The sequence below is a fragment of the Thalassotalea loyana genome, from assembly GCF_030161435.1.
Taxonomy (GTDB): domain Bacteria; phylum Pseudomonadota; class Gammaproteobacteria; order Enterobacterales; family Alteromonadaceae; genus Thalassotalea_G; species Thalassotalea_G loyana.
This window is the reverse complement of the sequence record NZ_BSSV01000007.1, coordinates 98,103-120,001: the sequence shown is the minus strand read 5'-3', so window position 1 is coordinate 120,001 and position 21,899 is coordinate 98,103. Positions and strand designations below refer to the sequence as shown.

The 21,899-nt window shown below is 40.8% G+C and carries 20 protein-coding genes; 14 read left to right on the top strand and 6 right to left on the bottom strand.

Features of this window, described 5'->3' with window-relative positions; genetic code table 11:
* The first annotated feature begins 176 nt into the window (after positions 1–176).
* Complete coding sequence (locus QQK05_RS14900; protein ID WP_284300008.1) at positions 177–344, top strand: DUF2897 family protein; 168 nt, start codon at positions 177–179, stop codon at positions 342–344.
* Here QQK05_RS14900 and QQK05_RS14895 read toward each other — a convergent pair.
* The 5 genes from QQK05_RS14895 to QQK05_RS14875 form a co-directional block, all read right to left on the bottom strand.
* On the bottom strand, positions 341–619 hold the full coding sequence (locus tag QQK05_RS14895) for a peptidylprolyl isomerase (protein WP_284300006.1): 279 nt from the start codon (positions 617–619) through the stop codon (positions 341–343). The two genes, QQK05_RS14900 and QQK05_RS14895, sit on opposite strands and share 4 nt — an antisense overlap.
* A gap of 134 nt (positions 620–753) precedes the next feature.
* Positions 754–1,797: a 4-hydroxyphenylpyruvate dioxygenase gene (hppD, locus tag QQK05_RS14890; RefSeq protein ID WP_284300002.1), complete on the bottom strand. Its 1,044-nt coding sequence runs from the start codon at positions 1,795–1,797 to the stop codon at positions 754–756.
* A gap of 274 nt (positions 1,798–2,071) precedes the next feature.
* Positions 2,072–3,835: a DEAD/DEAH box helicase gene (locus QQK05_RS14885; protein ID WP_284300000.1), complete on the bottom strand. Its 1,764-nt coding sequence runs from the start codon at positions 3,833–3,835 to the stop codon at positions 2,072–2,074.
* Between the two features lie 304 nt (positions 3,836–4,139).
* Positions 4,140–6,533, bottom strand: coding sequence for a Lon protease family protein (locus tag QQK05_RS14880; protein WP_284299998.1), 2,394 nt, complete (start codon positions 6,531–6,533; stop codon positions 4,140–4,142).
* Between the two features lie 290 nt (positions 6,534–6,823).
* Positions 6,824–7,309, bottom strand: a complete 486-nt coding sequence (locus QQK05_RS14875) for a zinc ribbon-containing protein (protein ID WP_284299996.1) — start codon at positions 7,307–7,309, stop codon at positions 6,824–6,826.
* A gap of 198 nt (positions 7,310–7,507) precedes the next feature.
* On the opposite strand from QQK05_RS14875, the gene leuS reads away from it, so the two are divergent.
* From leuS to lipA, 13 genes are all read left to right on the top strand, one after another.
* Positions 7,508–10,087 carry a leucine--tRNA ligase gene (gene leuS / locus QQK05_RS14870; RefSeq protein ID WP_284299993.1) on the top strand — a complete coding sequence of 860 codons (2,580 nt, stop codon included), beginning with the start codon at positions 7,508–7,510 and terminating at the stop codon, positions 10,085–10,087.
* Between the two features lie 83 nt (positions 10,088–10,170).
* Positions 10,171–10,695: an LPS-assembly lipoprotein LptE gene (locus QQK05_RS14865; RefSeq protein WP_284299991.1), complete on the top strand. Its 525-nt coding sequence runs from the start codon at positions 10,171–10,173 to the stop codon at positions 10,693–10,695.
* 2 nt (positions 10,696–10,697) lie between these two features.
* Positions 10,698–11,738, top strand: a complete 1,041-nt coding sequence (gene holA, locus QQK05_RS14860) for a DNA polymerase III subunit delta (RefSeq protein WP_284299989.1) — start codon at positions 10,698–10,700, stop codon at positions 11,736–11,738.
* Positions 11,739–11,764: 26 nt separating this feature from the next.
* Entirely contained in the window at positions 11,765–12,403 is a 639-nt protein-coding gene (nadD, locus tag QQK05_RS14855) for a nicotinate-nucleotide adenylyltransferase (protein WP_284299987.1), read from the top strand.
* 81 nt (positions 12,404–12,484) lie between these two features.
* Positions 12,485–12,802, top strand: a complete 318-nt coding sequence (gene rsfS / locus QQK05_RS14850; protein WP_284299985.1) for a ribosome silencing factor — start codon at positions 12,485–12,487, stop codon at positions 12,800–12,802.
* Positions 12,803–12,847: 45 nt separating this feature from the next.
* Positions 12,848–13,318, top strand: a complete 471-nt coding sequence (gene rlmH / locus QQK05_RS14845; protein WP_284299983.1) for a 23S rRNA (pseudouridine(1915)-N(3))-methyltransferase RlmH — start codon at positions 12,848–12,850, stop codon at positions 13,316–13,318.
* Between the two features lies 1 nt (position 13,319).
* A complete protein-coding gene (gene mrdA / locus QQK05_RS14840) occupies positions 13,320–15,287 on the top strand; it encodes a penicillin-binding protein 2 (RefSeq protein ID WP_284299981.1) in 1,968 nt (655 codons plus the stop codon).
* Positions 15,287–16,405: a rod shape-determining protein RodA gene (rodA, locus tag QQK05_RS14835; protein ID WP_284299980.1), complete on the top strand. Its 1,119-nt coding sequence runs from the start codon at positions 15,287–15,289 to the stop codon at positions 16,403–16,405. Before mrdA ends, rodA begins: the two co-directional genes overlap by 1 nt.
* Before the next feature lie 58 nt (positions 16,406–16,463).
* Positions 16,464–17,294, top strand: a complete 831-nt coding sequence (locus tag QQK05_RS14830; protein WP_284299978.1) for a septal ring lytic transglycosylase RlpA family protein — start codon at positions 16,464–16,466, stop codon at positions 17,292–17,294.
* Positions 17,295–17,392: 98 nt separating this feature from the next.
* Entirely contained in the window at positions 17,393–18,580 is a 1,188-nt protein-coding gene (locus QQK05_RS14825; RefSeq protein WP_284299976.1) for a serine hydrolase, read from the top strand.
* A gap of 203 nt (positions 18,581–18,783) precedes the next feature.
* Positions 18,784–19,047 (top strand): DUF493 family protein YbeD, encoded by a 264-nt coding sequence (gene ybeD, locus QQK05_RS14820; protein ID WP_284299974.1) that lies wholly within the window; start codon positions 18,784–18,786, stop codon positions 19,045–19,047.
* Between the two features lie 118 nt (positions 19,048–19,165).
* Positions 19,166–19,789: a lipoyl(octanoyl) transferase LipB gene (gene lipB, locus QQK05_RS14815; RefSeq protein WP_407704899.1), complete on the top strand. Its 624-nt coding sequence runs from the start codon at positions 19,166–19,168 to the stop codon at positions 19,787–19,789.
* A complete protein-coding gene (lipA, locus tag QQK05_RS14810; RefSeq protein WP_284299970.1) occupies positions 19,779–20,747 on the top strand; it encodes a lipoyl synthase in 969 nt (322 codons plus the stop codon). Before lipB ends, lipA begins: the two co-directional genes overlap by 11 nt.
* 63 nt (positions 20,748–20,810) lie before the next feature.
* Here the strand turns inward: lipA and aroC are convergent, their stop codons facing one another.
* Positions 20,811–21,896 carry a chorismate synthase gene (aroC, locus tag QQK05_RS14805; protein WP_284299968.1) on the bottom strand — a complete coding sequence of 362 codons (1,086 nt, stop codon included), beginning with the start codon at positions 21,894–21,896 and terminating at the stop codon, positions 20,811–20,813.
* Positions 21,897–21,899 lie beyond the last annotated feature (3 nt).

Here is a 21,899-nt window from a genome sequence, read left to right as displayed (position 1 = left end):
TATAGTTTTGTAACCTGATTTAGACATATAATCAGATTTTATTATCGTTATGGGAAATACGTTACACGCAATATATCGATATTGCTATCAATAATTATCATTGAGTTCGTGTTTTTTTTAATTTTCAAACTTACGTATCACAAACGCATAAAAAGTAACCTAAACGAGAGAGCAAAATGAGTTGGCAAGAAATAATACTAATCGTTATTGTACTGGGAACCGTCGTGAGTGGGGTTCTACTGCTCAAACAGTCAGCGACTAAGTTTCATTTAACTGATGAGCAGAAAGCCAAAGTTGAAGCACGTAAAAAGGCACTTGAAGCCGAAGAGAGTAAAGACGATTAATTACGATAGATCGTTTGAATTAAGTGAAAGCCAAATTTTGTTTTTACGGGGCCATGCACTTTTAAAACCTCTTTTTTAAATACAACATCGTCAAACGCTTTGACCATTTGACCTCGACGAAATTCTCCCAAGTCTCCCCCTTTCTTCTTTGATGGGCATGTTGAGAATTTCTTAGCTAACGTACCGAAATCAGCACCTTTATCTAGTTGTTTTTTTATATCTAACGCTTGCTGTTGCGTTTTAACCAAAATATGTCGTGCACATGCTGTCGCCATAACTATTTACCTAAAATCCACTTAATGCGTCAATTTTATCAAACCTTTATGTCCCAAACCAACAATATAAAATAACAAAAAAGGGTCAGCGTTTAATAACGCTGACCCTTTTATAAAGCAATGTGGGTATTTTGTTATAAAACACCACGCTCCATTTGGTTTAACTCAATAGACTTGAATAATGCAGTAAAGTTACCTTCACCAAAGCCTTTGTCGTCTACACGTTGGATCATCTCAATGAAGATTGGGCCAAAGATGTTTTTCGTGAAAATCTGTAGTAGATAACTATTTTCTTTTTGGCTATCAACCAGGATTTGGTGATCTTGGATACGTTTTTTATCTTCTTTAACCCAAGGGATACGGTCGAATACATCGTCGTAGTACTCTGGCACGATGTTTAACGTATCGATAATATCTTTATCGATTTGATCTAACGACCCCACTAAGTCGTCAGTAATGAACGCTAAATGCTGAACACCTGGGCCATTGTATTCATCTAAGTACTCATCGATTTGGTTATTGTTCGTACCTTTACCTTCATTAATTGGAATAGAGAATAAGCCACAAGGAGACTGAAGTGCATAAGAAACTAATGCAGTTTTCTCACCTTTGATATCAAAGTATCGAACTTCTGAAAAACCAAATACATCTTTATAGAAGTTTGCCCACTTCTCCATTGTGCCTTGGTAAACATTGTTAGTCAGGTGGTCAACACGCAAGAAGCCTTTGTCCTTGTTAACAACAGGTTCAGCTAAGTCTTCAAAATCATCGTTGTAAATCGAACCTTTGTCACCAAACTTGTCAACAAAGTAAATTAAACTATCGCCAATACCGTAGATTGCTGGGTAAGGTAATTTATTTTCTGCTTCCATTGCTGACTTAGCACCACGCTCAATCGCTTGCTCAAACGCAAACTGAGCATCTTCTACGCGCCAGCCCATAGAACAAATAGCAGGGCCATGTGACTTAGCAAACTCTTGTGAAAAGCCTTTTTGTTCTTTATTTAGTAAGAAGTGAATGTCGTTTTGACTGAAGTACTCAACATCACGGCCTTTTAACTTTTTCGTTTTAGAGAAACCAAAACCATAAAATACCTTCTCCATGTAATCGCTGTCTGGAGTCGCATACTCGGTAAATTCAATACCACAAAGTTTTAAAGGGTTATTCACTGTCGTCATATCTTTTTCCTAATAATAATTATAGTTGCATTATTAACAGGATTGCCGAGAAGCAAAAGCCTTAGGCGGCAGAGCCCTAAAACCTGATTTGTATAACAAAATTTACATGTATCTCTACTAAATTTTAAACAAGTCCTCGCTAGGCACTACAATGCCTACAACAGGGTTGTAAACTTATTTATACACCAATCTAAAGGCACTAGAAAAAGCCAAGAGTTAAGATCAAAAAAGGAGCCTTGCAGCTCCTTTTTAAACTTGTGACTATTACAAGAAATTAGTTGTATCGGCGTTGTCTATCACCGCGTTCACCGCGTGGCTTACGTTTTTGTGTTACCACAGGTGCATCAGATAATGAAATATCTATTTGCTGACGACGAACACGAACACCTTTCAATTTCTTGTAGATATTACTTGGCATGTTCTTCGGCAATTGAACGATGCTATGACGCTCAAATAAGTTAATTTGACCGATGTAGCTACTATCAAGTGAAATTTCGTTCGCAATTGCACCAACAATATCACCTGGCTTAGCACCATGCTCTTTACCTACTTCTAGGCGGTATGCCTGCCAATCGACATCGCTTCGCACTGCTTTAGGCTTGCGCTGACCGCGTTCACCACGATCGCCACGATTATCTCTGTCACCACGACGCGCGTCACGACGTCCACCTCTATCATCTCTATCACGCGCTTCACGACGTGGTTTAGGATCTTCTTTCGGGCAAAGTGGTAATTTAACTTGCTTAAGGTGTAATAACGCAGCAGCTAAATGCTCAACCGACATTTCTGACTCTTCAGCCATTTTCTCAACGATTTCCATCATCTGAGCAATGTCATTATTGGCTAAAACGTCAAGTAACTCTTGTTTTGTACGTTCAATACGTGACTTACCAATTTCTTGAATTGTAGGTAACTCAAAGTCTTCAACTTTGCCTGACGTTAAACGCTCGTAATGACGAATACGGAACATTTCGCGTGGACGCATGAATGAAATAGAAGTACCTTCACGACCAGCACGCCCTGTACGGCCGATACGGTGAACATATACTTCGTTATCGTCTGGTAAATCGTAGTTAACAACAAGATCAATGCTCGGAATATCTAAACCACGCGCTACAACGTCTGTCGCAACTAAGATTTTTAGTGTGCCGTTACGTAATTGGTCAACGGTACGTTCACGTTGTGCTTGGTTCATGTCACCATTGATAGCGGCAGCAGCAAAGCCTTTTGATTCAAGGTGCTCTGCAACTTCAACCGTATCGTTACGCGTTCGTACGAATACGATCATCGCTTTGTAGTCTAATACTTCAGAAACACGCTCTAATGCTGTTTTCTTGTTTAATACACTCACTTTCCAAACTAACTGAGTGATGTTAGCTTTTACTTTCTTAACTGGTGCAACGCGTAAATGCTCAGGATCTTTTAAGAAACGGTTAGCGATTTTGCGAATTTGTGGCGGCATAGTTGCTGAGAATAATGCCATTTGAGTCTCTTCGCTTAAGTGATCTAAGATCCACTCAATATCTTCTAAAAAGCCCATGTTCAGCATTTCATCAGCTTCATCTAAAGCACAGAACTTAACATTATCTAACTTTAAGCTTTTACGACGTAAATGATCCATCATACGACCTGGCGTACCAACAATCACTTGAGCACCACGTTCGATTTGCGCAAATTGAGGGCCGTAAGATTGACCGCCGTACACCGTTGCAACGCGCAAGCCTTTCATGTTTTTAGCAAACTGCTCAATCGCTTCTGATACTTGGATCGCCAATTCACGTGTTGGTGCAATGACTAACATTTGTGGTTTGCGAATTGACGTATCAATATTAGCAAGTGCTGGTAAACCGAATGCAGCTGTTTTACCAGTACCTGTTTGTGCTTCACCAAGTACATCTTTACCAGTTAATAATGGTGGAATTGTCATCGCTTGAATCGGTGTAGGATTCTCGAAACCCATCGTTTTTAAAGCAGATGATAAAACTTCAGGCAAGCCTAAAGCGTCAAAGCTCACTTGAGCATTGTTTGATTCAGTCATAAATTGTCTTCTCAAGGCAGGATATTCCTGCGTAAACCTAAGAGGAAACCACCTTGAAGACCTCGCGGATCATAACTAATCACGGAATTGATTAGTGGAACAGTCTATTTGGCGGATATAACCCCAATGAAAATTCTAATTACCCTATTTCGCCAGTTGATTATTTGCTGACCGGTAATTAGGAGCGCGAATCATACTTACATTTAAAAATATTGCAAGTAAATTCGCCAAATTAGCGAGAAAAACATCAAAAAAGCCAGTGTATTAACACTGGCTTTACAAAATTCTTTAACGCTTGAGTGAGCTATTCTTCGTCGCCACCTTCTAGAATATCAGCAAATTGCTTTAATTTATCTAAAGCCAAACCATGAATAGATTTACGTGGGTAACGACGCGTTGAGTTCATTTCCCCAGCTGCAGTAGACATTAAGATAGCCAAAGCCTGATCAATATCTTCAACGGCATAAATATTAAACTTGCCCTGTTCAACGGCTGATATCACCTCATTATTAAGCATCAAGTTCATCATATTAGTTCTTGGAATAATGACCCCTTGTGAGCCAGTTAAACCACGATCGTTACAAAGCTGAAAAAAGCCTTCAATCTTCTCATTTACTCCACCAATTGACTGGACTTCACCATGCTGGTTAATCGAACCCGTAATTGCGATTCCCTGCTCTATCGGTAATTGCGTAATAGCAGAGATTAAAGCACAAAGCTCAGCCATAGACGCACTATCACCGTCGATATGACCATAAGACTGCTCAATTGCAATATTGGCAGATATTGAAACAGGAAAGTCTTTACCGTATTTGTGGCCTAAATAGCCAGTTAGCAACATCACACCTTTTGAGTGAATTGATTTACCTAAATCAACTTCTCGTTCGATATCCGTAACACCATTTGAACCAGCATAGACCGTCGCGGTAATTCTTGCAGGCGTACCGAAAACGCTCTCACCGATTTCTAAAACAGTTAAGCCATTAACTTTACCGACTTGCTTACCTTGCGTTGATATGAGTACCTGGCGCTCTTTAATATCACTTAGCCAAGTTTCACTAATACGACCTGTTCTTCGTTTTTTCGCATGTAAAGCCTGTTGAATATGATCTCCAGTTATTTGCCCTGTATCGCCTGCCTTTTGAGCGAGATAAACGGCTTCATCAAGCAAATCATTGACGACAACTATGTTGGCTGAGATTTTTGACTGATGCTCAGCTTTTCTCAGTGCGTACCTGACCATTTCCACCAAAGCTTCATTCGTTACATTGGGGTAATTTAGTTTGTTTGCTCGCTGTCGAATAATCGTGCCGTAGGCTTGCAGATTACTATCATCATGCGTTAAATGACGGTCAAAATCAGCCAGTACACGGAACAACTCCGTAAACTCTTGATCGTACTCCTGTAACATGTAGTAAATGTCAGGCTCGCCAAGTAAAACAACTTTTACCTTGAGCGGAATCTTTTCAGGCTGCAAGCTATAAACGCTTGGTGGCGAAAACTCACTGTAAGGGTTCTCAATCGTAATTTGACCTGTTTTTAACGCAAGTTTCAAACGAGACCACACCATAGGTTGGTTTAATAGTTTTTCAGCATCTAGTAGCAAGTATCCACCATTTGCTTTGTGCAGAGCACCAGCGCGAATCAAACGATAACTGGTATATGTCGCTCCTTGAAATGAAGCAAAATCAACCTGACCAAACAAGTTTTGAAATGTTGGGTTTTGCTCGTAAACAACCGGCGCACCTTGATCTTTTCCACGATCTACTAAGAGGTTTGGTACAAACCTTTCAACCATTAATTTCCTTGCTTCTTTGTCATCTCGGTTTTCGACAGACTCATTAGCTAAGATTTCTAGAACCTCGTCGACGATATGTTGTTTAATCGTCTTAAAATACTTTAATACGCCTAGGTTACTAGCAAACTCATGCTCCATCTCTTTGATTAGTGGTTTAATGCTATGTTTTGCTGTATCAAATCTTAATTTACGCTGTTTTTCAGCTGATGTGCGCTTCCAAAGTGGTAATTCCAATAACTGTTCCGCTAAAAAGTGCTCGAGTTCAGCCAACTTTTGATAAAAGTCACCGCGTTGCTGTTCAGATAACAATGCAAACTCTTTGTCGTTAATCGGTTTTCCTTCGACCATAGGAGAAAAACCAACTTCACCTTTTTCCTCGTATAGCGCGACCCCTTGTTCAAAGGCATGCTGTTCAACTAAATCGATTGCTTCATCGTATTGCTTATTAAACGCACGATCGATTGCAGATTTTTGACGTTGATAACCCGGGTTATCAAAAATCTCAGGGAATAAACCTATCAAATCGTCGATAAACGTATTTAAACGACTCACCAATAATTTACCCTCACCAGGGTTTAAATAAAGAGAAAACGGCGCATGGCCATCATCAAAGTTATTGATATAACACCACTCACTAGGCGTCGCCTGTGCTTTAGCTAACTGATTTAGCATTTGTTTGATGAGTGTTTGTCTGCCAGTACCATGCTCCCCCATGGCGAATACATTAAAGCCTACTGAAGGCATGGAAAGACCGAACTCTAATGCTTCCTTTGCACGTTCATGACCGATAAATGATTGTTCGTTGATTGAATCATCATCAATCGTATCAAAAATAGAAACAGGAATTGAGGCAGTTAGTTGATCAGCATTAAGCCTGTTGATTTGAGCAGTTTGAGGCATATAAAACTCTTTAAAAGTGCCACGTTAGGGCAGACAATTGTTATTCTTTCACCATTGTACTGTGTTGACGCCAATAATAGCAAAAAAGAAAAGAGTTCAAATATTTGGGATAACAGAGTGTTACGAAGCTCCAATATTAGAAAAGAGTTTTTAGCGGTTTATACAAAACAAAGCTACCAGTACAAATATTTGCTGTCGGTTAGTTGGTCTTTAGTCGAGGCGGTATGAGTGACGCATAATGCAACTATGCGAACGAACACTAACAAAGAATAAAGGCCAAATAAACACAGCTAAGGCATTAGAGGTTGTCGGGTGAACGACGAGTGCCCACACTCTAGACAATCGACGACTTCACTAAAATGACTATGGTGGTGCGGATGTCCGCACTCCTTACAAACAAGCACGCCAAAGCCAATAAAGTCGCCACTTTGATAAATGCCCTGATGTTCAAAGTCTTCTTGAAGTTCAGCCCATTCCACTTGAGATTTATCGGTGACTTTTTCCAGAGCAAGCCACAAGGATTCGTTGAAAACATCAACTGAAGGCGAGTTGTCGATATCGCGTTTTTGTTTGGCTTGAAATTCTTTTAAGTCAAACTTCAAGTTATCGATAAATTGATCTGCTTTTTGCTCCGACATCTCTTCGGATTTTTTTACGTATTCTTTAGCTTTATTGATGACTTCGATGAAGTCCGTTAGTTCATGCTCTTTTACATCTTGCAACCAATCCGCGAGTTTTTGATTTACTTGCTCAAACTTTTCTTTGTAATCAGCCATTTCAACCTCACTTATGATTCCATTTATACCTCTGAGTATAGTTCAACAATTTTTGATGTAGTCGGGTAATTGTCGCTAGCAATTAATGCGCTAAATAAGGTATTCTATCGCGATATTTTTATTCCGTAATTTTTGGTTGTTTTTTAATCAAAACACCAACTAATTACGACAATTAATGATTATTTCGAGAAAGTTTTAATGGAATCCATTTACAACCCGCAAACGATTGAAGCGCAAGTGCAAAAGCATTGGGCGGAAAATAAAACGTTTAAAGCGCAAGAAAAGCCAGGCCAAGAGAAGTTTTACTGTTTATCTATGTTCCCATACCCTAGTGGTCGATTGCACATGGGTCACGTACGCAACTACTCTCTCGGTGATGTAATTTCTCGCTACCAGCGCATGCAAGGCAAAAACGTTATGCAACCTATGGGTTGGGATGCGTTTGGTTTACCTGCGGAAAATGCTGCGATTAAAAACAATTCAGCGCCTGCAAAATGGACGTACCAAAACATTGATTACATGCGTAACCAATTAAAATCTTTGGGTTTTGGTTACGACTGGGATCGTGAATTAGCGACCTGTTCAAAAGAATATTACCGTTGGGAACAATGGTTCTTCACTAAACTTTATGAAAAAGGCTTAGTGTACAAGAAAAACGCTACCGTAAACTGGGATCCTGTTGACCAAACAGTACTTGCTAACGAGCAAGTGATTGACGGTCGAGGATGGCGATCAGGTGCTATTGTTGAGAAGAAAGAAATTCCACAATGGTTTATCAAAATTACTGATTACGCAGAAGAACTACTTAACGACTTAGACCAACTTGAAGGCTGGCCTGAGCAAGTTAAGACAATGCAGAAAAACTGGATTGGTCGCTCAGAAGGTGTTGAGATGACTTTCCAAGTTGCGGATTCTGACGATAGCTTTGAAATCTACACAACACGCCCTGACACCATTATGGGTGTTACTTACGTGGCGCTAGCAGCAACCCACCCTCTTTCGATTAAAGCATCTGAAAACAACGCTGAGTTGGCTGAATTTATCAAGCAATGTAAAGCGGAAAATGCGACTGAAGCAGACATGGCTAACATTGAGAAAAAAGGTGTTGATACAGGTCTTAAAGCCGTTCACCCATTGACAGGTGAGTTGGTACCAGTATGGGCTGCAAACTTTGTTCTAATGGACTACGGCTCAGGTGCGGTGATGTCTGTACCGGGTCATGATCAACGTGATTTTGAGTTCGCAACTAAGTACGGTTTAGAAATCAAGCAAGTAATTGAAGGCTCAGAAAACGACGATATCAGCGTTGCGGCAATTACTGAAAAAGGTAAGTTAATTAACTCAGGTGAGTTTGACGGCTTAAACTTCAAGAAAGCATTCAAACAAATTGCTTGGAAATTATCGCAAGAAGGTAAAGGCGAAATTAAAGTTAACTACCGCTTGCGTGACTGGGGTGTATCACGCCAACGTTACTGGGGAACACCAATTCCAATGATTAACCTAGAAAATGGTGAATCAGTACCAGTACCGGCTGACCAATTACCAGTTGAGTTACCAGAAGACGTTGTGATGAATGGTGTTACATCACCTATCAAAGACGATCCGGAGTGGGCAAAAACAACCTACAACGGCGAAGCAGCATTTCGAGAAACTGACACTTTCGATACCTTTATGGAATCATCTTGGTACTACGCACGTTACTGTAGCCCATCAGAAGACGGCCAAATGCTCGATCCAGAAAAAGCGAATTACTGGTTACCAGTAGACCAATACATTGGTGGTATTGAACACGCGATCTTGCACTTATTATACGCGCGATTTTTCCACAAATTATTACGTGATGTAGGTTTAGTGGAATCTGATGAGCCATTCAAGAGCCTGTTATGTCAAGGTATGGTATTAGCTGATACCTACTACCGTGAAGCAGAAAATGGCGCGCAAGAATGGATTTCACCAACTGACGTTGAAGTTGAACGTGACGAAAAAGGTAAAATCATAGCAGCCAAATCAAAAATTGATGGCGAGCCAGTGATTTCTGCCGGCATGAGCAAAATGTCAAAGTCGAAAAACAACGGTATTGACCCTCAATCGGTTATCGATCAATTCGGCGCAGATACTGTTCGTTTATTCATTATGTTCACTTCACCACCAGAGCAAACATTAGAATGGTCTGACTCAGGTGTTGAAGGTGCGCACCGTTTCTTAAAACGTGTTTGGAAGTTAGCACACGATTTCAGCGAATCTGGCGATGCACCAGCGCTTGAAGGTTTATCATTAAACTCAGCACAAAAAGCAACACGTCGTGAACTACACAAAACGATCGCTAAAGTATCAGATGATATAGGCCGTCGTAATACGTTCAACACCGCTATTGCGGCAGTCATGGAATTAATGAACCATGTGACGAAACAGTCGATGGAAACACCAGAAGATCGCGCTGTAATGCAAGAAGCTGTTCGTGGCATTATCTTGATGTTGACGCCTATCGTACCTCACTTTGCTCACGAAGTTTGGAATGCTATTGGCGATGGCACTGCGGTTGAAGATACCTTATGGCCAGCGATTGATGAATCAGCATTAGTTGAAGATGAAAAGCTTATCATTGTTCAAGTGAACGGTAAGTTACGTGCAAAGATTACGGTAAGCGCTGATGCTCAGCAAGACGCGGTGCAAGCGCTTGCTATGGATGACGAAAACGTATCGAAATTTACCGAAGGTAAAACAATTCGCAAAGTCATTTTCGTGCCAGGTAAGTTACTAAATATTGTAGCTAATTAAGCATTAAATAAGCTAAGATAAAGGAGCGTTTAATACGCTCCTTTTTGTTTATAAGAACTATAACTCAGGATAATAATTCTAAAATGCCAACGTTATTCTCTATGCCATTAAAGCAATCGCCAAAGCTATTTTTCATACTTTTGCTCATATTTTCTATCGCTAGCTGTGGCTTTCAGTTACGTGGCCAATATCTGCTTCCTCAAGAGCTACAAACCTTGTACATTAGCTCTGAAGATAATTTTGGTGAATTAACACGTTTAGTAAAACAGCACCTAACGATTAATGATGTTTCGGTATTGGAAAAACCCAAGACAAATACGCCTGAATTACGCATTTTACGTGACCAACTAAACCGCCGGACACTATCGGTATTTCCTAACGGCCAAGTTGCAGAATACGAACTCATTTACACGGTAAACTATCAAATCATCGTGCCTGAGCAAGAAGTACAAGACTTTAGTTTTGATTTGTATCGTGAATACCAAGATGATCCTAACTTTGCGTTGGCAAAGTCTCGAGAATTAAACCTGTTATTAAGCGAAATGCGTAAAACCGCTGCAGAACGTATTTTACGTGAACTAGCGTCAGTCAACGTAAACGGTGAATAAGCATGCGCATCTACCATAACAAACTATCGCAATCGCTTAGCCAAGGATTACCCTTAGTTTGTTTGGTTTTCGGTGATGAGCCTTGGCAGAAAATAGACAGCCTTGCGCAAATCAAACAACAAGCCAAAGCACAAGGTTTTGATGAAGTTATTCAGTTTAGCGCCGATGCCTCGTTTGATTGGCAAGAGGTTCATAATGAATACTATGCAATGAGCTTGTTCTCTGGCCGTAAAGTGATTGAAATAGAGTTAGTTAACGGCAAAATTTCAGAGCAAGGTGGCAAGTTGCTCACTGAGGTAGCCAATGACCTAACTCCTGATAATCTATTATTGCTCCATGGTGATAAGCTTGAAACCAGAGTAACCAAGAAGAAGTGGTTCACAAGTTTAGATAAACAAGGTATCTATGTAGCTATTTATGACGTAGAAGGTCGTCATTTAAGCCAATGGCTTACGCAACAAGCCAGACAATTTGGCCTATCGTTAACGCCAGATGCCAACCAGTATATGGTGACAATCCTTGAAGGCAACCTGCTTGCAATGTCGCAAGAATTGGAAAAGTTTGCCCTACTCTACCCAAATCAACAGCTTGATATTGAACAAGTAGAAGCTCTCACCATTAAGCAGGCAAAATTCAATCCGTTTCAGCTCATTGACACTTTATTAAGTGGTAACTTCAAAAAGCTGCTATTAATGCTTGAAAGTTTGAGCCATGACGGTGTTCACGCCAGCCAGTTGTTATGGATATTGCATAAGGAGATTAGTCAACTTGCGCAAATGCATGAGCAAATGGCACAAGGTGTCGACTTCAATCAGTTATGCAAAGATCATCGCATTTGGGATAAGCGCAAACCCATCTATCAGCAAGCGATTAACAATACCTCACTAAGTAATGTTTACATCGCGCTATCGCGCCTTGCCGACGTGGATCAGCAAATAAAGTCATCGAGCGAGTTTGACGATATGCTGCTAATTTCCGATGTCTGCATTAGCGTTTTTCATGGTGAAGTAACAGATAAGCTGTCGTTAGATTTTTCAAGGTAATCAATAAACTAAGTCCTGGGTAAAAAATGAAAAACTCACGCATAGGCATTTTCGGCGGTACCTTTAATCCAATTCATTTGGGCCACATTCACACTGTAAGCCAAAGCGCTAAATTGCTGGGCCTTGAAAAAGTTGCGCTAATGCCAGCAAATATTCCGCCTCTTAAGGAAGCGCCAACTATTTCAACCAAGCACAGAGTAAACATGCTTAAGCTAGTATGTGAAGAACATCCTTGTTTTTACCTTGAAACCTATGAGCTTGAACAAGGTGAAACCTCCTACACAGTAAAAACATTACAGGCATTCAAAGACAAACAACGCGAATTAGACATTTTCTTTTTTATCGGTATGGACTCGCTCGTTAACTTCCATTTATGGAAGAATTATAAAAAGATACTTGAGTTAGCAAATTTAGTCGTCACAACGCGTCCTGGTTATGATCTATCAAACGTTCAAACTGACCTTCAAAATGAGCTTATTGACGCAGGCCAATTCCTAAATGACAGGCAATCTAAGTCTTGTGGTAACATCATTTTAATGCCTCCACAATCCTTCGATATTGCTTCCTCAACTATTCGAGAGATGGTTGCCAAACATCAAGATATCAGCTCACTTGTTCCAGAGTGCGTTGAGCAATACATAAAATCTCACAATCTCTATCGCTAAAAACTCGTTTCTATGTGATGACGAGCAACAGGGAAAAATGCTAAACTCTCGCTTATTTTTCCCCTTAACAGGATAGAAACTTTGCAATTAGACGCATTAAGTGCATTTGTCGTCGACAAACTTGACGACATGAAAGGCCGAGACATTACCGTTTTAGACATTGAAGAAAAAGCGAGCTTTGCTTCACAGATGATCATTTGTTCAGGTAATTCAAACCGCCATGTAAAATCAATCGCTGACCACGTAGTTATCGAGTGCCGTGCTCAAGGTCATGAACCACTTGGCACAGAAGGTAACGATGTCGGTGAATGGTCACTTGTTGATTTAGGCGACATTATTGTTCACGTAATGACTGATGAAATGCGTGATCGATACCAATTAGAACAACTGTGGTCATAAGCCTAACTAGAACGAGATATAGATCCCAACAGGTTTAACATTACTATGCGCATTACCCTTTATGCTGTCGGCAACAAAATGCCGAAATGGGTTACTGAAGGTTTTACCGAGTACACCCGTCGCTTTCCAAGAGATATGTCGTTTCACCTAGTGGAAATTCCACCAGGAAAAAGAGGCAAGAATGCTGATATTGCGCGCATTTTGGAAAAAGAAGGCGAGCAAATGCTTGCGGCAATACCAAAAGGTTCGCGCATAGTAACACTAGAAGTATTGGGCAAACCTTGGGACACCCCAGAGCTTGCGAAGCAACTAGACAGGTGGCAAAACGATGGTCGTGATGTTGCGTTACTTGTAGGCGGCCCAGAAGGTTTAGCGCCTGCATGTATTGCAGCCTCAGAACAAAAATGGTCGTTATCAAATCTAACGCTCCCGCACCCAATGGTAAGAATTTTCTTAGCAGAAAGCTTGTATCGAGCGTGGAGCTTAAACAATAACCATCCTTATCACAGGGAGTGATATGGCTCGTAGTAAACGCGTCACCATAAGAAATCACAGCGCCGAAGCTAATCTATTCGCTCGCCGCACATTCTTCGCCTTAATTGGCGTCGTTGTAATGTTACTTGTATTATTTAGTAACGCCTATACCCTGCAAGTGGATTCTTACGAAAAATACCAAACTCGCTCTAACTCGAACCGAATTAAACTTCTGCCAGTCGCGCCTAACCGTGGCCTAATCTATGACAGAAATGGGGTTTTACTCGCTGAAAACAAACCCATTTATTCACTTGAGATCATTCCTGAACAAACAAAAGACATTCAAGCTACCGTCGACGGCCTTGCACAGCTACTCGATATATCACCTGAGCAGAAAGCTAAATTTTTTAAGCAATTACGCAGTAATCGACGGTTTAAACCGGTTGAGTTATCGACACGATTAAGTGATCAGCAAGTCGCACTTTTAAGTGTGAATCAGCATAAATTCCCAGGCGCAACGATCGAAGCCCGTTTAAAGCGATATTACCCATTTGCAGATTTAACAACACATTCACTTGGCTACGTTGCAAGAATCAATTCTCGAGATGTGATAAAACTCGAAGAAGAAGGGAAAAGTGAAAATTATGCCGCCACCCGTAATATCGGTAAATTGGGGTTAGAGCGGTACTATGAAGATATATTGCATGGCACAATTGGTCACCAAGAAGTCGAAATCAATAATAAAGGGCGTGTTATCCGGACGTTAAGTTCGACTCCACCAATCCCAGGGAAAGACCTGACCCTGACGATAGATATTGAACTTCAAATGATTGCTAAACGTGCGCTTTCAGGAAAACGTGGTGCTGTTGTTGCAATTGACCCTCGAGACGGGGGCATTTTGGCGATGTACTCAAACCCTGGTTATGATGGCAACCTATTTGTTCACGGAATTAGCTCAAAGAACTATAAAAAACTATTAAACTCGAAAGATTTACCACTATTAAATCGTTCAGTGCAAGGTTATCCGCCCGCGTCAACAATCAAGCCATTTATTGCCTTGGCAGGATTAGATCACGATATAGTGACACCTGAGAGCAAAATTAACGACGTAGGCTGGTATCAAATTGAAGGTGTAAAAAGGAAGTTCCGTGATTGGAAACGCTGGGGCCATGGCTGGGTAGATTTAAAAACCTCCATTGAGCAGTCATGTAACGTATATTTTTATGATCTTGCTTATAAGCTTGGTATCGACCGAATTAGTGATCTGATGGCAAAATTTGGCTTCGGTGAATATACTGGTATCGATATTCACGAAGAATCACGTGGAATATTGCCGAGCGAAGAATGGAAGCGTGGTCGATTCAATCAGCCTTGGTATGCTGGTGAAACGGTATTGGTTGGAATCGGCCAAAGCTATTGGACAGTTACACCTTTACAATTAGCCCAAGCAACGTCGATATTAGTAAACAAAGGCGAAATAAAACCTCCTCACTTGCTAAAGTCCACAAGCCAAGCACAAGCAGGCTTTAGTACTGATTATCAAGATGCTGTTCAAATTCCATATGAACTAGATGATATGCCACCTATTGAGCTCAAAAATAGTAAAAACTGGGATTACGTGTTGGATGCAATGCACACGACCGTTCAAAAATTAGGTGCGACGGCTCACGACGCTTTTATTGGTACAACCTACGACGCTGCCGGTAAAACAGGCTCAGCTCAGGTCGCAAGCTTGGGTGAAGACGAAGAATATGAAGCTGATAAAATTCAAGAAAACAAGCGTGATAACGCCATGTTTATTGCCTTTGCCCCATATGAAAGCCCAGAGATAGTTGTTGCCGTTGCCATTGAAAATGTTGCCAAAGGTGGCGGTGGAACAAATGCCGCCCCAGTTGCTAGACAAATAATGGACCAATATTTTGGTAATCGAGTCATAGAAGGTAAAGTCGTTGCATTCAATTCAGATGACACAGATCACAATCATGCGCATCCTTCACAAGGTGGACACTAATGGCATCAAGAATTGGCCACGACCAAGCAAAAAAGCAAACATTTTGGCAAAAAATTCATATTGATGTACCGCTATTGATCGGCTTACTCGTGTTAATGACATTGGGCCTATTTGTTGTATACAGCGCTGGAGGTCAGGATATTGACCTTGTAAAACGCCAAGTGACAAGACTGGGTGTTGGCCTTGTTGTGATGTTTGCCATCGCACAAATCAACCCTCTGATCTATCGTAAATGGGCAGTGCCCTTATTTCTCGTTGGCGGGCTCATGCTAGTTGGCGTACTGCTATTTGGCCACGTTGGCAAAGGCGCACAACGCTGGTTAGACTTAGGTTTCATGAAGTTTCAACCCTCTGAGATTATGAAACTTATCGTGCCTATAATGATTGCATGGTATATCAGCCAGTTCGATCTCCCCGCTAAATTACATCACATTATTGTGGCCTTTATTTTAGTGCTTATCCCAACATTGTTAATTGCCAAACAACCTGACTTAGGTACTTCTTTGCTTATCGCTAGTTCAGGTATTTTCGTCATATTCTTGGCGGGAGCGAGTTGGAAGCTTATTGGTACATGTGTTGGTTTAGCATCAGCATTTACGCCGATTATGTGGATGTTTTTGATGAAAGAGTATCAAAAACAACGTGTATTGACGTTTTTGAACCCTGAACAGGATCCTCTCGGCTCTGGTTATCACATTATCCAATCAAAAATTGCGATAGGTTCTGGAGGAATTTGGGGGAAAGGCTGGCTTCAAGGTACCCAATCACAACTTGAATTCTTACCAGAACGACATACCGACTTTATTTTTTCTGTTTTCAGTGAAGAATTTGGCTTAATCGGTGTTCTCGCTCTTTTGTTAGTGTACCTTGCAATCGTAATGCGAGGTTTGTGGATAGCAATTAAAGCGCAACATGCTTTTACAAAACTATTAGCTGGCAGTATTACCCTAACCTTTTTTGTTTATGTCTTCGTTAATATTGGTATGGTATCAGGCTTACTCCCTGTTGTAGGTGTTCCTTTACCATTAGTGAGTTATGGTGGCACATCCATGGTGACATTAATGGCAGGATTTGGCATGCTAATGGCAATTGGTACACGTAGAAGATTTATCGCATAGCGAATTCACCAACGATGATCTTATACGTACATGAATAGCTGTCGTTTTCAAGGATCTCATGGTTTTAAAACAGTCGTTAATTGGCGTTGTAGCGTTAATATTGATCTCAGGGTGTGCTAGCAATGGTCGTTACAGCCAAAAACATGACACAACCCCTTCCCGTTTACCTACAGCGACTGAGCTTGAAGATGCGATTCCAACGTTTGAGCCTCCTTCACGTGGTGGCAACAGAGACTACACAGTTCGCGGCCAACATTACAAAGTCATGCCTTCTGCGGCAGGATTTTCCGAAACTGGCATTGCCTCTTACTATGGCGAAAAATTTCATGGTCATTTAACGTCGAACGGCGAAATATATAATATGTACGCAATGAGTGCAGCGCATAAACACTTACCTCTTCCCTCTTACGTTAAAGTGACAAACCTCGACAACAATAAAACCGTCGTTGTAAGGGTAAATGACCGAGGACCTTTTCACCCCGGTAGAGTCATAGATCTGAGTTTTAGTGCAGCATATAAACTCGACATGTTAAAACACGGCACAGCAAATGTTCGCGTTGATATTATTGAGCGTGCTAAAACAGCCTCAACGAAAACTGCGCCAACAACCGTTGCCAAGAAAGACAAAACTAATGCGGTCGCATCAAATACACCATTAACAGATGCTTACATAATTCAAATATTCGCCACCAAAAGTTCAACAATGGCAAACTCGCTAGCAAGCGCACTAACCTCTCTTTATCAAAAACCTGTACAAGCAAATGAAAAAGATGGAATTTTTCGTGTTCAGCTTGGTCCAATATCAACACAAGACGAAGCAAATGAAATTCTCGAGACATTAAAATCTTCCGGTTATCCGAAAGCTTTTAGTAAAAAAGTTGTAATGTAGGAAATTCAAGCTCGTCTGCACGTAGCCAAGCTTAGTAAAAGTGATATACTAATCGGCAATTTTGAGTCTTTATTTGATAAGAATTATATAGGTAAACCATGTCGCAAACGTTGGCTGCAAGAAAATCAGCAAAATCTCGCCTTACTTTATTTTCCCTTATTAGCGCAGTTACTTTCTCAGCAATTTCGGTTGCTCAAGCTGCAATTATTCCTGAGCCACCGCAAGTTAATGCTAAAGGCCACATTCTAATTGATTACACAACCGGTAAGGTTATTGCTGAAGGCAATGCAGATAGCCAACTTGCTCCAGCTAGTCTAACAAAGATGATGACTAGCTACATCATTGGTAAGGAGATTGCTGATGGTAATATTAGCCCGACCGACAAAGTAACAATTAGCGAGGAAGCTTGGGCAAAAAACTTTCCTGACTCATCAAAAATGTTTATCGAAGTCGGTACAGAAGTTACTGTAGACGATTTGAACCAAGGTATTATTGTTGCTTCAGGTAACGACGCTTGTGTAGCTATGGCAGAACATATTGCTGGTAGTGAGAGCGCCTTTGCAGATCTTATGAATGCACATGCAGAACAACTTGGCATGACAAGCTCATATTTTGAAAACAGCCATGGTTTGCATAGCCAAGATCACTTCACTACACCTCGTGATATGGCAACATTGGCAGTTGCGTTAATTCGTGATGTACCAAATGAATATGTGTTGTACAAACAAAAATCTTACACTTATAACAACATCAAACAATACAACCGCAATAGTTTATTGTGGGATAAAAGTATGAATGTTGACGGCATTAAAACGGGTCATACATCGCAAGCTGGCTACAGTTTAGTTACATCAGCTACTAAAGGTGGTATGCGTCTTGTTAGTGTTGTAATGGGTACAGAAAGTGAACGTGCTCGAAAGGTTGAGAGTAAAAAATTACTTAACTACGGCTTCAGATTTTTTGAAACAATTACGCCATATAAGGCGGGTGATAAGTTCGCTGAACATCGCGTATGGATGGGAGATGTAGAGCAAATCGAACTAGGTATTTTAACTGATACTCCGATCACGATTCCACGTGGCCAACGTAAAAACTTAAAGGCTAACTTTGAGTTGAATGAAAAGTTAATTGCACCGATTGAGAAAGGTAAAGTTGTAGGTAAGTTATTTTTACAATTGGACGGTGAAGATATTGCTTCTTACCCATTAGTGACATTAAAAGAAGTCAATGAAGGTAGCATGTTCTCTCAATTAATGGACTACTTTAAACTGCAGTTTGAAAACTAATAAAATTCAAATACTTTTATCTTGAATAGAAAGAAATCCCAGCATGCTGGGATTTTTTTCGTCTTAAAATCATACGCTATACTTTAAATCAGCCTGTCATAGCCCCATATCGCAACTTATGTTAGAATAGCGCCAATTTTTATCAGTCGTCAGTTTGAATTTAATTGGCTGATAAACACGCTTGATTGATTAAGAGTACTGAGATGAAAACCAAGTTTGACGAACTTTTAGACTTCCCTACCGTATTGAACTTTAAGGTAATGGGTGTTGCATGTGATGAATTACCTGATTTAATTGTCGCTGAATTGCAAAAACACACACCTGGTGACTATACAACAACTATCAAACCAAGCTCTAAAGGTAATTACCACTCAGTGTCTGTGCCTGTACGCGTAACATCAAAAGAGCACATTGAGCTTATCTACAAAACACTCAACGATATTGAGCAAGTACGTTACGTTCTATAACTAATGTCATGCGCAATACGCGTCGATATCAATATAAAATTTGGTTACAATAACCCAATACAAAATAAAGCGAGATAAAAGCTTGCAAAATTCATTAATTATTCGACAACTTGCCGACATGGAATATACCCGTGTTTGGCATGCTATGCAGAAGTTCACCGATGAACGTGACGACTCGATTGCCGATGAATTATGGCTAGTAGAGCACCCACCCGTTTTTACACAGGGCCAAGCAGGAAAAGATGAACATTTGCTAATGCCTGGCAATATTCCTGTTGTTCAAGTTGATAGAGGTGGTCAAGTTACCTATCACGGCCCTGGTCAACAAGTTATTTATTTTATGATTAACTTACGTCGCAGAAAAATGGGTGTGCGTGAACTTGTTACACTGATCGAGAATGGAATTGTTGCTTGCTTAGCTAAATACGACATCACTGCTTATGCAAAACCAGACGCTCCTGGTGTCTATGTTGATGAGAAAAAGATCGCATCATTAGGTTTACGCGTAAGAAAAGGCTGTTCTTTTCACGGTCTTGCATTGAATATTGATATGGATCTAGAGCCCTTCTTACGAATAAACCCGTGTGGTTATGCCGGCTTGGAAATGATCCAAACAAAGAATATTGGCGGTCCTCAAACAGTTGAGGAAGCGGGCAATGCATTAACACAAGAATTAATATCACTCTTTAAAGCTACCGACGTTAGCTATGAAACAGGGTTAAAAGCAGATTATGACAACTAAATCTTCACGCATTACTCCAGGTACAAAATTACGTGATGCAGAAAAAATGGCGCACATTCCAATAAAAGTTGTGCCGTCTGAACGCGAAACAATGTTAAGAAAACCAGATTGGTTACGTATCAAATTACCACGAAGCTCTGAGCGTATTGACCATATCAAGCAATCGCTAAGAAAACACAACCTGCATTCAGTTTGTGAAGAAGCTTCATGCCCTAACCTATCAGAGTGTTTTAACCACGGTACTGCTACCTTCATGATTTTAGGTGATATTTGTACCCGTCGTTGCCCATTTTGTGATGTAGGTCATGGCCGTCCATTAGCACCTGATGCCAATGAGCCAGAGAAACTTGCATTAACACTTAAAGACATGGCACTGAAGTATGTCGTGATTACCTCTGTTGATCGTGACGACCTGCGAGATGGTGGTGCTAGCCAATTTGCAGAGTGTATTAAAGAAATCGATAAACATGCGCCAAACACTAAAGTTGAAATCCTAGTGCCTGATTTCAGAGGCCGTATGGACCGTGCATTAGAGATCCTAAATGAACATCCACCGCATGTTTTTAACCATAACTTAGAAACAGCACCTCGTCTCTATACGAAGGCCCGCCCTGGTGCAAATTACCAGTGGTCACTAGATTTATTGAAAAAGTTTGGTGAAGCCAATCCAGACGTACCAACAAAGTCAGGCTTAATGGTTGGTTTAGGTGAAACCAACGAAGAGATTTTGGAAGTAATGCGTGATTTACGTGCTCATGGCGTTACTATGCTGACTATTGGTCAATACTTACAACCAAGTAAACATCACTTGCCGGTAGAGCGTTATGTTCATCCTGATGAGTTCGAAATGTTCAAACGCGAAGCTGACAAAATGGGCTTTGAGCACGCTGCTTGTGGTCCACTTGTGCGTTCAAGCTACCATGCTGACAAACAAGCAGCAGGCGAAGAAGTAAAGTAATATTTCTTTTCGGATATAAAAAAGGCAGAGTCAACGCTCTGCCTTTTTTTTGTCTATCGCTGATTAAATTTTTGGCGTGTCACATACGACGTCAGCGTTTTGGCCTCGGTTTCTCATGAAATGATCCATTAAGGTTAACGCAAGCATAGCTTCTGCAATAGGTACTGCACGAATGCCTACACATGGATCATGGCGTCCTTTGGTAATGATATCCATCTCTTTGCCATCGACATCAATCGTTTTACCACTAACACCAATACTTGAGGTCGGTTTTAACGCCATATGAGCAACAATATCCTGGCCCGAAGATATGCCACCTAAGACACCTCCAGAGTGGTTCGTCGCAAAGCCATCAGGTGTTAGTTCATCTCTATGCTCAGAGCCTTTTTGACTTACCACCTCAAAGCCATCACCAATCTCTACACCTTTCACTGCATTTATCCCCATCAACGCGTGGGCAATATCTGCGTCTAATCGATCAAAGATAGGTTCGCCAAGCCCTACAGGAACGTTCTTAGCAATAACCGTTACTTTGGCACCGATAGAATCTTTTTGACGAATAATCCCTCGCAACACTTCATCCAATTGCTCAAGTTTTGATTCATCAGGGAAAAAGAAAGCGTTCTGTTCCACTTGCTGCCAATCAAACGATTCAGCCTTTACATCTGCGATTTGACTCACACAACCATGAATCTCAATACCAAGCTTTTGTTTTAAGAATTTTTTAGCAACAGCACCAGCGGCAACACGCATTGCCGTTTCTCTTGCTGACGAGCGACCTCCACCGCGATAGTCTCGAAAACCGTATTTTTGACTGTACGTGTAATCCGCATGACCAGGACGAAACGACTGAGCGATGTTGCCATAATCTTTTGAGCGTTGATCGGTATTTTGAATAACTAAACCGATCGGGGTACCTGTTGTTTTTCCCTCAAATACACCTGACATAATCTTAACTTCGTCGGCTTCTCGACGAGCTGTTGTATATCGAGAAGTACCAGGCTTTCTTCTGTCTAAATCAACTTGCAAGTCTTCTTCTGATAATTCGATACCTGGCGGGCAACCATCAATAATCGCGCCTAAACCTAAACCGTGGCTTTCACCAAATGTAGTTACGGTGAATAATTTTCCAAATGTATTACCTGACATCTA

Excerpts from the sequence above, each read along its gene's own strand:
- QQK05_RS14900 (WP_284300008.1), top strand. The coding sequence starts at position 177 with ATGAGTTGGCAAGAAATAATACTAATCGTTATTGTACTGGGAACCGTC.
- QQK05_RS14895 (WP_284300006.1), bottom strand. The coding sequence starts at position 619 with ATGGCGACAGCATGTGCACGACATATTTTGGTTAAAACGCAACAGCAA.
- hppD (WP_284300002.1), bottom strand. The coding sequence starts at position 1,797 with ATGACGACAGTGAATAACCCTTTAAAACTTTGTGGTATTGAATTTACC.
- QQK05_RS14885 (WP_284300000.1), bottom strand. The coding sequence starts at position 3,835 with ATGACTGAATCAAACAATGCTCAAGTGAGCTTTGACGCTTTAGGCTTG.
- QQK05_RS14880 (WP_284299998.1), bottom strand. The coding sequence starts at position 6,533 with ATGCCTCAAACTGCTCAAATCAACAGGCTTAATGCTGATCAACTAACT.
- QQK05_RS14875 (WP_284299996.1), bottom strand. The coding sequence starts at position 7,309 with ATGGCTGATTACAAAGAAAAGTTTGAGCAAGTAAATCAAAAACTCGCG.
- leuS (WP_284299993.1), top strand. The coding sequence starts at position 7,508 with ATGGAATCCATTTACAACCCGCAAACGATTGAAGCGCAAGTGCAAAAG.
- QQK05_RS14865 (WP_284299991.1), top strand. The coding sequence starts at position 10,171 with ATGCCAACGTTATTCTCTATGCCATTAAAGCAATCGCCAAAGCTATTT.
- holA (WP_284299989.1), top strand. The coding sequence starts at position 10,698 with ATGCGCATCTACCATAACAAACTATCGCAATCGCTTAGCCAAGGATTA.
- nadD (WP_284299987.1), top strand. The coding sequence starts at position 11,765 with ATGAAAAACTCACGCATAGGCATTTTCGGCGGTACCTTTAATCCAATT.
- rlmH (WP_284299983.1), top strand. The coding sequence starts at position 12,848 with ATGCGCATTACCCTTTATGCTGTCGGCAACAAAATGCCGAAATGGGTT.
- mrdA (WP_284299981.1), top strand. The coding sequence starts at position 13,320 with ATGGCTCGTAGTAAACGCGTCACCATAAGAAATCACAGCGCCGAAGCT.
- rodA (WP_284299980.1), top strand. The coding sequence starts at position 15,287 with ATGGCATCAAGAATTGGCCACGACCAAGCAAAAAAGCAAACATTTTGG.
- QQK05_RS14830 (WP_284299978.1), top strand. The coding sequence starts at position 16,464 with ATGGTTTTAAAACAGTCGTTAATTGGCGTTGTAGCGTTAATATTGATC.
- QQK05_RS14825 (WP_284299976.1), top strand. The coding sequence starts at position 17,393 with ATGTCGCAAACGTTGGCTGCAAGAAAATCAGCAAAATCTCGCCTTACT.
- ybeD (WP_284299974.1), top strand. The coding sequence starts at position 18,784 with ATGAAAACCAAGTTTGACGAACTTTTAGACTTCCCTACCGTATTGAAC.
- lipB (WP_407704899.1), top strand. The coding sequence starts at position 19,166 with ATGGAATATACCCGTGTTTGGCATGCTATGCAGAAGTTCACCGATGAA.
- lipA (WP_284299970.1), top strand. The coding sequence starts at position 19,779 with ATGACAACTAAATCTTCACGCATTACTCCAGGTACAAAATTACGTGAT.
- aroC (WP_284299968.1), bottom strand. The coding sequence starts at position 21,896 with ATGTCAGGTAATACATTTGGAAAATTATTCACCGTAACTACATTTGGT.